This window comes from Gelidibacter sp. (assembly GCF_053579655.1).
This window is the reverse complement of sequence record NZ_JBMDWE010000002.1, coordinates 62,256-74,762: the sequence shown is the minus strand read 5'-3', so window position 1 is coordinate 74,762 and position 12,507 is coordinate 62,256. Positions and strand designations below refer to the sequence as shown.

General features: G+C 35.9%; 15 protein-coding genes. 8 read left to right on the top strand and 7 right to left on the bottom strand.

Features of this window, described 5'->3' with window-relative positions; translation table 11 throughout:
- Positions 1 to 9: 9 nt before the first annotated feature.
- Together ACOH2D_RS01605 and ACOH2D_RS01600 are read right to left on the bottom strand one after the other, a co-directional pair.
- Entirely contained in the window at positions 10 to 300 is a 291-nt protein-coding gene (locus ACOH2D_RS01605; RefSeq protein ID WP_348034785.1) for a type II toxin-antitoxin system RelE/ParE family toxin, read from the bottom strand.
- Positions 278 to 538: a hypothetical protein gene (locus tag ACOH2D_RS01600; protein ID WP_348034786.1), complete on the bottom strand. Its 261-nt coding sequence runs from the start codon at positions 536 to 538 to the stop codon at positions 278 to 280. Before ACOH2D_RS01600 ends, ACOH2D_RS01605 begins: the two co-directional genes overlap by 23 nt.
- 180 nt (positions 539 to 718) lie before the next feature.
- Here ACOH2D_RS01600 and ACOH2D_RS01595 point away from each other — a divergent pair, with 180 nt between their 5' ends.
- The 5 genes from ACOH2D_RS01595 to ACOH2D_RS01575 all read left to right on the top strand — a co-directional run bounded on the left by ACOH2D_RS01595 (position 719) and on the right by ACOH2D_RS01575 (position 4,721).
- The gene (locus ACOH2D_RS01595) at positions 719 to 1,534 is read left to right on the top strand and encodes a PHP domain-containing protein (protein WP_449534182.1); all 816 of its coding nucleotides are present in this window, start codon (positions 719 to 721) and stop codon (positions 1,532 to 1,534) included.
- A 45-nt stretch (positions 1,535 to 1,579) separates the two neighbouring features.
- Complete coding sequence (locus ACOH2D_RS01590) at positions 1,580 to 1,720, top strand: hypothetical protein (RefSeq protein ID WP_449534252.1); 141 nt, start codon at positions 1,580 to 1,582, stop codon at positions 1,718 to 1,720.
- Between the two features lie 203 nt (positions 1,721 to 1,923).
- Positions 1,924 to 2,514, top strand: a complete 591-nt coding sequence (locus ACOH2D_RS01585; RefSeq protein WP_449534181.1) for a HupE/UreJ family protein — start codon at positions 1,924 to 1,926, stop codon at positions 2,512 to 2,514.
- Positions 2,515 to 2,697: 183 nt separating this feature from the next.
- Positions 2,698 to 3,129, top strand: a complete 432-nt coding sequence (locus ACOH2D_RS01580) for a deoxycytidylate deaminase (protein WP_449534180.1) — start codon at positions 2,698 to 2,700, stop codon at positions 3,127 to 3,129.
- Positions 3,129 to 4,721 carry a S41 family peptidase gene (locus tag ACOH2D_RS01575; protein ID WP_449534179.1) on the top strand — a complete coding sequence of 531 codons (1,593 nt, stop codon included), beginning with the start codon at positions 3,129 to 3,131 and terminating at the stop codon, positions 4,719 to 4,721. Before ACOH2D_RS01580 ends, ACOH2D_RS01575 begins: the two co-directional genes overlap by 1 nt.
- 893 nt (positions 4,722 to 5,614) lie before the next feature.
- Here the strand turns inward: ACOH2D_RS01575 and ACOH2D_RS01570 are convergent.
- Genes ACOH2D_RS01570 through ACOH2D_RS01560 form a run of 3 tightly spaced genes read right to left on the bottom strand, consistent with a single transcriptional unit; the run spans position 5,615 to position 7,025 of the window.
- A complete protein-coding gene (locus tag ACOH2D_RS01570) occupies positions 5,615 to 6,217 on the bottom strand; it encodes an FAD-dependent oxidoreductase (protein ID WP_348034810.1) in 603 nt (200 codons plus the stop codon).
- Positions 6,210 to 6,419 (bottom strand): hypothetical protein, encoded by a 210-nt coding sequence (locus tag ACOH2D_RS01565; RefSeq protein ID WP_348034791.1) that lies wholly within the window; start codon positions 6,417 to 6,419, stop codon positions 6,210 to 6,212. The genes ACOH2D_RS01570 and ACOH2D_RS01565 overlap by 8 nt, the downstream gene beginning before the upstream one ends.
- Before the next feature lie 18 nt (positions 6,420 to 6,437).
- Positions 6,438 to 7,025, bottom strand: a complete 588-nt coding sequence (locus ACOH2D_RS01560; protein WP_348034792.1) for a MarC family protein — start codon at positions 7,023 to 7,025, stop codon at positions 6,438 to 6,440.
- Positions 7,026 to 7,156: 131 nt separating this feature from the next.
- Here ACOH2D_RS01560 and ACOH2D_RS01555 point away from each other — a divergent pair, with 131 nt between their 5' ends.
- From ACOH2D_RS01555 to ACOH2D_RS01545, 3 genes are all read left to right on the top strand, one after another.
- Positions 7,157 to 7,723, top strand: coding sequence for a DUF3109 family protein (locus ACOH2D_RS01555; protein WP_348034793.1), 567 nt, complete (start codon positions 7,157 to 7,159; stop codon positions 7,721 to 7,723).
- Between the two features lie 126 nt (positions 7,724 to 7,849).
- Complete coding sequence (locus tag ACOH2D_RS01550; RefSeq protein ID WP_348034794.1) at positions 7,850 to 8,551, top strand: DUF4412 domain-containing protein; 702 nt, start codon at positions 7,850 to 7,852, stop codon at positions 8,549 to 8,551.
- Positions 8,552 to 8,684: 133 nt separating this feature from the next.
- The gene (locus ACOH2D_RS01545; RefSeq protein WP_449534178.1) at positions 8,685 to 9,323 is read left to right on the top strand and encodes an FEKKY domain-containing protein; all 639 of its coding nucleotides are present in this window, start codon (positions 8,685 to 8,687) and stop codon (positions 9,321 to 9,323) included.
- Here the strand turns inward: ACOH2D_RS01545 and ACOH2D_RS01540 are convergent.
- Together ACOH2D_RS01540 and ACOH2D_RS01535 are read right to left on the bottom strand one after the other, a co-directional pair.
- Positions 9,309 to 11,294: a tetratricopeptide repeat-containing sensor histidine kinase gene (locus tag ACOH2D_RS01540; protein ID WP_449534177.1), complete on the bottom strand. Its 1,986-nt coding sequence runs from the start codon at positions 11,292 to 11,294 to the stop codon at positions 9,309 to 9,311. The two genes, ACOH2D_RS01545 and ACOH2D_RS01540, sit on opposite strands and share 15 nt — an antisense overlap.
- 11 nt (positions 11,295 to 11,305) lie before the next feature.
- On the bottom strand, positions 11,306 to 12,040 hold the full coding sequence (locus ACOH2D_RS01535; protein ID WP_348034797.1) for a LytR/AlgR family response regulator transcription factor: 735 nt from the start codon (positions 12,038 to 12,040) through the stop codon (positions 11,306 to 11,308).
- Positions 12,041 to 12,507: the final 467 nt, after the last annotated feature.

Here is a 12,507-nt window from a genome sequence, read left to right as displayed (position 1 = left end):
ACTAAAAAATCATTCAAAAACGTTACCCGGCTTTTGATAAGTATTGAATATTCTCAAGATATAAATGCGTTCTACCTCAACCCTATAAATAATCTTAAAACTCCATTTTGTTACAAAACGTACGCTTTCTGAATTATAGACAGGCTCCTTTGGGTATTTATAGGGCATATTTCCCAAACTATCGCAAAGCGCTGTAATTGTTTTTAAAACATGTACCGCATTTTGTGGACTTTCTTTGGCAATGTGTTTTATATTTTCGTTGAGATCGTCAACAGCTTTAGAGTGCCAGCTTATTATCATCTGCAATACGTTTTAAAACGTCAGTAGTGGTATACAAGTCGGCTTTCTCAGCAACAATTTCATCAATGACAGCATCCAAATTTTTGACATAATCGTTCTCAGTTATAGGATTGCCCTCCACATCAAAAGCAAAGACATTTTCCTTATTCAACAGATTTTCTATTTTCTGCAATAATCCCTTATCGGAAATACTCAAGATACGCTGAACAACATTGATTTTTAAAGCTTCTGTTTTCATAATTATTCTATTAAATCGATATCACTTTTTTTAAGGATACCACCTATTTCACAAGTAAATGAAATTTAAAACACATTGAAATTTTGTCTGCAAGATATCCGAAAATCCATCCCATCTAAAATCGATTATTTTTGACTTACTACAAATGTAAGCAATGAAAACTACATATAATAGCTAATTTTGAGAAATCATAAACAACAAGAACAAATGTATCTCAATTGTCACACCTACTACAGCCTTCGCTACGGCACTATTAAGCCAGAGCAATTACTTGCTATTGCTTCCGAAAACGGCTTGCAGACTTTGGCATTGACCGATATCAATAACACTTCGGCATGCTTGGATTTTGTGCGATTATCTTCTAAATATAAAATCAAACCTGTTTTAGGTGTCGACTTTAGAAATGGTGCGCAACAACAATTTATACTGATTGCCAAAAACAACAACGGGTATAAAAACATCAATGATTACCTCTCTAAATTCTTGCACGATTCAGAATTGAAAATCCCTGAAATTGCCCCAGAATTAGATGATGTTTTTGTGATTTATCCCTACATCCATAAAAAAACATACCATCTCAAAGAACATGAGTTTTTAGGCATTAAACCGAAAGACTTGAACCATCTCAAGTTCTCTAAATGGAATGCATTTCGAAATAAATTGGTCGTACTGCAAACCGTTTCATTTCAGAACAAAAAGGATTTTAACACCCATCGCTTATTACGCGCCATCGACAACAACACCTTGTTGAGCAAACTTTCAAAAAGTGAACAAGGCCAGGAAACCGACAGAATTTTGCCGTATCAGGAATTGTGCGATACCTATCGTGAATTTCCAGAACTAATAAAAAACACCGCTTCCATTCTTGATAAATGCCATAGCGATTTTGATTTTTCACATGAAAACCCAAACAATCCACACTCCTATATCCAGAACGAAGCTTTGGATTTTAGATTGTTCAGAAAACTGGCCTATGCGGGCCTGCATTACCGCTAAAAAAAAACTGGAGAACGTCTTTTTTACACGAATTGAAAAAGAGCTATCCAATATTTATATTCTGAGCGATTCATCAACGTTTCTCGACAGAATCCGCCTGATTTCGACCTCGATTTCTCATGTAGAGATCGCGAGGACATCACTGAATTTATTTCAATTTATGAACTTCGTTCATCGCTCATCTGACCGCATTCTCTGAAACTTTCTTTCATCTATTTTCTGTTCGTCATCCGTCCGAGTGCGAACTTCAAAAATCAAAAATCTTCAATCGTTAATCCTTCTACGCTTCCTCATTAAACACACCTCACAATAGCTCAACATTATACCCTCTATTTATTTGCAACTCATCTCAATCCTTGTACCTTTGAAGCAACCCAAATAACAAACAGATGCTCGACAATTTTTGGCTCAACATACAGTACGGAATGAACCATATTCTGAACTTTAAAACATACACTCACATCCTTTTTTTATTGGTATTGACCGTTCCTTATGCTTTTAAGGATTGGAAGCGCATCTTGCTTTTAGTGACCATGTTCACCTTAGGTCATACAGTTAGTTTGCTATTAGCTTTTTATGGCATTGTCAGCATCAAAGGCACCTTGATTGCATTTCTGATTCCTATAACTATTTTGGTTGTAGCCTTGTACAACGTTTTTACGGCAGGCAAGAAAGCACCAAGTGAAAAAGTTGGTATCTTGTTCTTATCAACCGTATTTTTCGGTTTGATCCAAGGGCTCAGTTTCGTCGGCGATTTCAAAATGTTTACAGCCAAAACAGACAGTAAAATAGTGCCTTTAATTGGAATTGAGATAGGCATAGAATTAGGACAAATAATTGTTGCGTTTGCCGTGTTGTTTTTAGGCTTTTTATGCGAAACTATTTTCAGGTTTTCAAAACGCGATTGGATTGTGGTACTTTCGGCAATTGTTGTGGGAGTAATCATACCTATGCTGATAAACAATAAGTTATTTTTCTAATCCTTTAAATTTTACTGAAATTTTAACTCGAAATTGTAAAAATTAAAACATGAACCTTTTAAATTCGTTGTAGTTTTACTGAAGAATTATTAGCGTTCTCATATGGTCAAATAGAAGCTCATAAATTTCACGAGAGCCACGGATCTGTTAAAAAGCTTGCCAATCAAATATTAAAACAAATTAATGTCAAATAAAAAACAGTTACGCTATGATAAAGCGTACTTAAGAATAGCAAAAGAATGGGGCAAATTATCCCATTGCAAACGCAAGCAAGTTGGCGCACTCATCGTCAAGGACAGGATGATTATTTCTGACGGTTACAATGGGACGCCTACAGGTTTCGAAAATTATTGTGAAGACGATGAGGGCTACACCAAATGGTATGTGCTTCATGCCGAGGCCAATGCCATTTTAAAAGTAGCGGCATCAACACAATCCTGCAAAGGAGCGACTTTATACATTACATTATCGCCTTGTAAAGAATGTAGCAAACTGATCCATCAAGCTGGCATTATTCGAGTGGTTTATCATGAAGGCTATAAAGACGATTCCGGACTTGAATTCTTGGCCAAAGCTGGCATAGAATTACAACTTATTGAAGATTTAAACGCATAATGGCTTTTAATAATAAATATATCCCATTAATTATTGGCGTTGCCATTGCAGCTGGCGTTGTTATTGGTGGAAAGCTAAATTTCACGGACACTTCTGATCGTTTATTTACTTCAAACAGTAAAAAAGACAAACTCAACCGACTCATTGATTATATTGATTATGAATATGTTGACAACGTCAACACCGATAGCATCGTTGATGTTACCGTCAATGGCATTTTGGAAAAACTGGATCCACATTCCATATACATTCCGAAAAGAGAGATGCAAAGGGTGAGCGAAAACATGAAAGGTGATTTTGTGGGGATTGGCGTAAGCTTTTATTCCTACAAAGATACCATTGCAGTTATCAGACCACTTGAAGGAGGGCCAAGCGAAAAGGCAGGTATTAAAAGTGGTGATCGCATTATCATAGCCGATGGCGATTCTATATTCGGAAGCCAATGGAGCAATGAAGACATCATTCAGAAACTAAAAGGGGATAAAAACAGTAAAATCCGATTGAAAGTTTACAGAAAAGGCGAAAAAGAACTGCTCGATTTTGTCGTAAAGCGCGCAAACATTCCAATAAACAGCGTGGATGCCGCTTATATGCTTACGCCCTATTTAGGCTACATTAAAATCAACAGATTTGCCGAGTCTACGTATAAGGAGTTTAAAAAAGCATTGGACGATTTACAAGACCAAGGCGCCACGCAATTAGCATTGGATTTACGTGATAATCCCGGCGGATTCTTAGCGATTGCGGAGCAAATTGTAGATGAGTTTTTAGAAAACGGCAAGTTGATTCTTTTCACAAAAAACAAATCGGGACGCATTGAAAAAAGTTTCGCAACGCGTAAAGGCGATTTTGAAGAAGGCGAAGTATTTATTCTGATCAATGAAAATTCGGCGTCTGCAAGTGAGATTGTTGCTGGAGCCTTGCAAGACAATGACAAGGGCACTATTATTGGGCGTAGAAGTTATGGAAAAGGCTTAGTACAACGCGAAATGGCCCTGGGCGATGGCAGCGCGGTACGATTAACAGTCTCCAGATATTACACACCTACCGGACGTTCCATTCAACGGCCTTACGACAACGGGCATAATGAAGACTATTACAATGACTATTACAAGCGTCGAAGTAGTGGGGAGTTTAATGACGAGAACAATATCCAAGTTTCTGATTCCTTAAAGTTTACAACGCCTAAAGGGAAAATTGTTTATGGCGGTGGCGGCATCATTCCTGATATTTTTGTTCCTTTAAATTCGAGTATTCAAAATGAAACCTTAAACTTCATCAAGCGCAGTGGCCTGATTAGCTATTTTGTTTTTGAGGAACTTGATAAAGATCGTGAGCGCTATAAAACGATCAGCCAGCAAGAATTTATCTCTAATTTTGAAGTCAGCGACGATCTTGTGAGACGATTTCAAGATTATATCAATGTCAAAGAAAACGCTAAAGTTACATTTGTGGCCTATAATCGCGAAATGAAACTACTCATCAAGGCTGCTTTAGCCGATCAGTTATATGGTTCAAATGCTGCAGAAGAAATCTCCAATACTTCAGATGAGATGATTAAGGAAGTGATAAAGTTGAGCATCAAGGAATAGATTTCTATTATTTATTTTTTATTCTTATTTTTTATTGGGGATTGAGTAATCAAGCTAGCTTTTGATTTATGGAACGCTGACCTGCCCGTCCGTTCAGGCGGGTGACGCAGATTGTTTATGATGTCAACAGATTTCTTTGGCAGACAATTACATCATTATGGACTAAAATGCCTAGTAAACCCAAACTAAGTTCAGAGGAAATTTTCAAAAAAAACAGACGAAGAAAATGCATTTGTGAAATATATGATAAATAATTCAGTCAGTATTTTAAGAGAAGAGTGAATCGGTGAAAATTCGTGAAATTCGTGTAAAAATTTTCAGAAGATGAATTGAGATTTATTGAAACATATAATCTTAATTTGAGATTAATAAATCAGCGTCATCTGTGTTCGATACTCAGATTTCATCATGAACATTCTCGTCCTTTCCATCATTCCAAAGCGTTAAAAAGTCTGCTGCATTTGTGAAATTTATAGCAAATAATTTACCTCAGCCTTTTCAGAGAACGAGTGAATTCGTGAAAATTAGTGAAATTAGTGTCAAAATATCAGCGCTAGCACTAGCCGCAAACCAACAGATTAACATATGACCTATGGAACGCTGATCAGATTTCTTATGATTTTCTCTGATTTCCTATAGGTAAATAAATCAATGAGCTAACGTCCATAAACTTTTTCACAACAGACCGAATATCAGCTGCATTCGTGAAATTTAAGATAATTAATTTACATCAGTATTCTCAAGGAACGAGTGAGTCTGTGAAAATCCGTGAAATCCGTGTCCGAATGTTTAGAAGCTAAAGCGAGACTCACTAAAACAAAGTATTTCAACTTAATTTGAGCCAGCAAAATCAGTGAAAAATCTGCTCGATCAGCGTCATCTGTGTTCTATCCTCAGATTTTATCGTGAACATGCGCGTCATTGCCATCATTCCAAAGCGTCAAAATATCTGTGGCCACTTGAGCACCGCTGCCACTAGCAATCGCAAATTGGCTTCTCAATCCGGCCAATGTTCCTGCAACATATAAACCATCGGCAATCAAATGATTTTCGTTTTTCAACCAAATACGCTCTTTTGCAGCCGTAGCTTTTGGGTGTGGCGCAATGTAAGATTCTAATCCTTCAATATTAATAAGGTTCGTATATCCAACAGCTACAACCACAATTTTAGAAGTGTAGATATCTTTATTGGTTGCAATGGCAAAACCATCAGAAGTTTTTAAAATAGACTTTACTTTTTCGTTTTCAATTTGATCAACATGAGGATATGAAGTGTTGAGCTGCGCTTTACCTTGCAATAAAATATCAGAACCCAAAGTCCCAGGTTCCAACCCCAAAACATTATTAAACAACGCAGTTTGCAAGTGAGAAGCTCGTTGGTGCGCAATCAAGCCTATCCGCTTATTTATGGCAAAAACTTTTGTTTGTGCTGAACCCAAAACCAAGGCACAAGACATCCCTGCAGCTCCAGCACCAATAATCAGCACATCATACATTACGCTTCTGCTTTGAAAGCTTTTCAATACGCTTTGAAATTCGGAGAATCTGTAGTAAAAGAATAGCACAAAGAGATAGCACAATCGTGATCAATGCCACAATACTATCGCCTTCAAAAAGATGACTAAAATTAAGTTGCGTAACATTGAAAACAATAAGCGCCAATGCGATGATTGATAAAACTATAGTTGTGATTTTCATAATAAATTAGTGATTTGATTAAACCATTTCAAACAAAGTCTTGATGTTATGGGCAAATAATTTTACGGCAATTGCCAATAACACAACACCAAATACCTTTCGGATCACGTTGATGCCACTTGGCCCAAGAAAACGCTCAATTTTTGACGAAGTTTTTAAGACGATAAAGATAACAACAACATTCAACAAAACAGCAACAATGATGTTTTCTACCGAATACTCTGCACGTAAAGACAATAAGGTCGTTAAGCTTCCTGGCCCAGCAATCAACGGGAAGGCCAATGGAAAGACGGTTGCTGTCATGCTACTGCTTTCTTCAGTTTTATATAAGGTAATTCCCAAAGTCATTTCCAAAGCAATAAAAAACAAAATAAAAGCACCTGCTACTGCGAAGGAGTTGATATCAATACCTATGAGGGATAAAATATTTTGCCCTAAAAACAGAAATGTGATAAGAATCAATCCAGCAATTATAGAGGCCTTACCACTTTCGATATGCCCAAATTTTTTGCGCAAATCGATGACAATCGGGATGTTGCCAATAATATCAATAACCGCAAACAAAATCATAAACGCTGTAAAAATCTCCTTTACATCAAGTTCCATAAGACAAACCGTTAAATTTTATGCAAAAGTAAATTATTAATACCGATTTAAATGCCAAATAACAGCAAATATTAGCTATTTTTGCACTCACTTTTCGAATAAAAACCCGCTCATTTTTAAGCTAATACATTATGTTTCAACTAGGAAAAACCATCGTTTCAGAAGACATTATCAAAAAGGATTTTGTATGCAATTTGTCTGCGTGCAAAGGCGCTTGCTGTATTGATGGCGATGCTGGTGCACCTTTGGAATTAGCCGAAACAAAAATAATGGAGGACATTTATGATAAAGTCAAACCATTTTTGCGACAAGTGGGCATCGATGCCATTGAAGCTCAAGGAACTTTTATTACTACAGAAGATGGCGATTTTGAAACGCCGCTCATTGATGGTGCCGATTGTGCTTATGTGATATTTGACAAAAAAGGAACGGCGCTTTGCGCTTTTGAAGAAGCCTACAATCAAGGCGTAATCGATTGGAAAAAACCAGTATCCTGTCACTTGTATCCGATTCGTGTTACCGACTATTCTGAGTTTTCAGCAATTAATTATCATAAATGGGAAATTTGTGATGACGCCTGTACTTTAGGGAAAGAACTTCAGGTTCCGGTTTACAAATTTGTCAAGCAGGCGCTTATCAGAAAATTTGGAGAAGATTGGTATATGGAGCTTGAAAAAGTGGCTGAAAACTATCAATAGTCTTCATTTTTTTACCAACCATACAGCATTTACTGCAAACCATACATTTCTTCGTTTTCAAAACATTTGTTTTAGTAACTTGTAGTCTTTAAGGCTATTAACAAATTATTCTAATAATTAAAACAAATGAAAAACATGCTACTTAGAGCCGTTCTTGGCTTCATATTTTTATGGTCTTCAAATCTAATCCTCGCCCAAAATAATTCAAAAGAACTTAAGGACATCTATGATTTTGATTATACCTATAAGCTTAATATGACCAGCAATAAAGATGATATTCAATTTGATTATTATCTAAAAAAAGATGCCGAATATTTTGGTTTTGCTCTTCCTATGATGGGCAAAGATCAACAGGGCATGAACATGTTTACGGTCATGGACAACGAAAACCTAGTTACCGCCATGTTTATGGAAGTGATGGGCAAAAAAGTGGTACAAAAAACGAAGATCAAACTCAGCGATTTTGACGCGGACAATAACGCTTCTGATTATACCATTAAAGAAATAGGCTCCAAAACCATTTTAGGTTATAAATGCCAAGGTTTTATCATGGAAAACAAAGACAGTGAAGTCACAATTTACATCACCGATGAAGCGCCCATAAGCTTTAACAAAATGTGGAACACTGGAAAGAACAAAATGCCAAAAGGATTTAATCCGTCTTGGATGAAAAAATATAGCGACGGTCTCATGATGGAAATGCACTATGTTGACAAAAAGAAATCTAAAAACAACATGACGATGACTTGCATCGCCTTGGAAAAGACAGACTTTTCAATTACACCTTCAAATTATGGTTCGATGCTAGGCGGTGTCTTTGGTAGTTAACCTCAGCTTTCCACCTCACAATCGTTTCCTAAAATAAAAAGGCGTTTCACTCATTGAAATGCCTTTTTTGCTCAATTAAAATTAAACGAACGCTCCAATTTCCTTATTTTTGAATGTATTCAAAACATATCTCATGAAAGCAATTATTTGCCTCCTCGTTTTAACCACCTCTATAACTTCCGTTTTTTCTAGGCCAATTACAACCCTAATCACTTTCGAAAATAATACTGATAATACGTCTATTTCAGGCGTATTCTATATTACAGAAACCAATCAAAGTATTCAAGTCAATTCATTAGATAGTTTTACCATTCAACTTCCTAAATATGGGAAATATCATTTTAGATTTTATTCGGAGGTTGTTCATGCTTTCACATCTTATCCTGTGAAGATTACAGAACGAAAAAACGTCATAACCATTCGATTGGAAAACAAAACAAAAGAGGTGGCCTCAGCTTCAACCGAGAGGCGTTTTCCAATGCAAGACATTTCCAACATTTCAACAGAACACCTTGAAGAAGGCATCGCGTTGGGCAGTATAAATTTTATAGCTCATGGATTAGTCGCCATCGATCCTGAAGCTGCCAAGATTTTTAAAAGCGCTTATGGTGTAGGATTTATCAGTGAAAACTGCGTGGTCGATCCAATTTCATTTAAAACAGCGATGCAAACCAACAAAAGAATAGAAGCCTACTTAATTTCAAAATTTGGCGAGGATTGGAAAAATAAACTTCCTGCCACACCTTTTGGCCTGCAATTAGATCGTTTTTAAATTATTGGTCCGTGTTGGAATATGTACCACAATACGAGTACCTATTGGATTTTCCTGCGTATCATACAAATCCTCAATGTCCATTTTATAATCTGTCGTAAACCCTTTGGAAAAATTAGCCAATCGCGCTTTAGTAATCGCTAAACCAACTGATTTTCTTTTGAGCACCCGATCATGATTAATTTTTTCTGAAGCTTTTCTGCCAATGCCATTATCAGTAGTCGAAATATTAATAAAATCATTATTGACCTTATACACTCGTAATTCGATTTGTTTGTCTTCTTTTTTGGAAGAAAGTCCGTGCCATAATGCATTCTCAAGAAAAGGCTGTAAAATCAATGACGGCACTTTAATAGTCGAAATATTAATACCAGGTTCAACCTTTATTTCAAAATTGATATCATTAGAAAACCGGATGTTTTCAATGTTCATATAAAGCTGCATGGTATCCAATTCGTCTTCTAAGGAGATCACTTTTTCAGTAGAAGCGATCAATATTTTTCGGATAAATTTTGAAAATTTGTTCAAATAATAAACGGCATTTTCCTTATCATTATTGATAATATAAAGCTTAATTGAATTTAGGGAATTGAAGATAAAGTGCGGATTCATCTGACTTCTCAACATGTCCTGCTCTAAAGTCAAAATCTGTTTTTCATGTTTCAATTGCCTGTTTCTACTGACAGCAATCGTGGTGCCGGCCACAATAGCCAATGTCAAAAGCGCCGACCAGAATATAGTTTGATTGCGTTGGAGCTTTGATTTTACCAATTCATTTTCGCTGGCAAGTTGTAAAATCTCGTTGTTTTTAGCTTCATTTTCATACTGAATGATAATATCGCTCACATATTGCATATTACGATCCGTAAAAATGGTTTTCTCAAGTTCAACGGCTTGCTCAAAATGATATAAAGCTTTTTCGTAATTCCTATTTTTCTTATATAATTCTGAAAGATGCTTATGAGCATCAACAATAGATGTTTTTAACCCAAAAGCTTCAGAAATCTCCAATCCTTTCTTAAGATTGCCCTCCGCTAATTCATCCATCTCCAATTCATTTTGCACCCAGCCCAAATTGATATAGGCATAGGCCAAATAATACTGATCGCCTAATTGAAGTGCTTTTTTTACGCCTTCTTCGATGATAACCTTAGCATCCTTAAACTTTTTTTGCTTGATATAAACCTGTCCGATACTATTGTAGCAGATGACTCGCCCCACTTCAGAATTGATCTGCTCGTTATAATTCAGGGAGCGCTTATAATTTTGTAAGGCAAGATCTAAAAGTCCTTTGGCCTCATCAGCATATCCAAGGTTGTGGTAATTAATCGCCAAGCCCAATCTGTTGCCCGATTGACTTTCAATGACCAATGACTTTTCAAATTGCTCAATGGCCAAATCATACTGCTTTAGTGTCAAATAGATATTCCCCATACTGTTTTGAGAAACCGCAATGCTCAACTTTAATTCTTTGGATGGGTTTTTAACGGAATTAGCAATATCCAATGCTTTTTTATGATAATCCAGTGCTGGTTTTATGAAATCCATACGCCGATAAACGACGCCTATCATATTGAGACTAATAATCTTTAACTCAATATCACTAGCTTCTTCCGCTAATTGTTCAGCTCGTCGGTGCGTTTTTAAGGATTTATCATATAAGGATCGATTTCTATAAATTTCCCCCAACTTGTTAAGGGCATAAATCTCAACTTCCAAGGCATTTTCCTTCGAGGATTTAGTGATCAATTCCTTTAAAATCAGACTGTCATTCTTAAACCTTGAGAATAACGAGTCCATTTCACTATATTGTTTGGGCCAATGACCTTGAAAGCTTTCAAGTACATGTTTAAAATCGGCATCGCTTTTATTTTGAGCCTCAAGAGAAATGACGCCACCTAAAAACACTATCCCCATTAGAAACAGCCTTAAAGATTCTTTTAAAAGCCTAGTGTGTATGATAAAAAACATGGTGAATCTGATTATAGCTTTTCTAAAAAGTCTGATTTTCGTTGTCTTGCTACTGGAATTCTGTCATTTGATTCCATAACCACATAACCTTCATTCTTTATAAATTCCTTGATTTTTTTTAAATTGATGATGTACGAGTTGTGAATTCTGAAAAACTGGTTTTCGGGCAAAACCTCACTCATTTCTTTCAATTTCTTAGTGATTACAATTTTTGGATCATTCTCTAAGACGATCGTACTGTAATTACCGTCTGATTCGACAAATAAAATATCATCTGCATCTAAGAATATAAGCTTACCATCGGTATTAATGGTAATCTTCTTTTGGTTAAATTTTGAAGTAAAATTAACCAGGACTTCTTCAATTTTGTTAGAATTCAACTTTTTAGAACTATGCTTTTTAACCTTCTTGATGGTTTCCTTTAAATCATCGGAATCAATAGGCTTCAACAAATAATCAATAGCCTCGTGCTTTAAAGCTTTTATGGCAAATTCATTGTAGGCTGTGGTGATCACCACTGCAAAATCCTTATTCGTAAGTTTCCCCAAAAACTGAAAACCATCCATGGTTGGCATTTGAATATCCAAAAACAAACAATCCAATGCGCTATTGTCCAAATAATCAATAGCATCTTCAGGACTTGTGAATGTTTTGATCACTTCAATGTCATCCTTAAAGTTTGAAAGCTCCCATGTCAAACTTTGGATTGCCTTAGGCTCATCATCAACAATTACTGCTTTTATCATAGTTTAAATATAATACTATTCGTCCTGAAGTTAATCTAAAGATGTGTAGTTAGTATCATTTAATGTATAACGGGTACATATGTAAAAAATATAGGCCGTGATAATTATTTTAAGCCGAAATAATTTAACAACTGTGCAAGAATTACCAACTATACAGTTTTTCCTACCAACCATACATTAATCCACGTAGATGCAATTAAAATTGATGACATTTGACCAGGGATTTATTTAATTTCCTAGTACAATTAAAAAGTGATCGTGGGGATTCACTTTTAGATTAAATGCTATTAATCAATAAAAGTCAGGGGTAATCTCTGACTTTTGTATTAGACGGCTTTACTAATACAAAGTTATCCTTTAGTAATGGGTGAGTTAGTTTAGTTAATTATGAGGGTTAAAGAGAGCGCTATTTGCGCTCTCTTTTTTTATGGCTGTAAATCACCAAGAACTTCATTTTAAATTTTGAC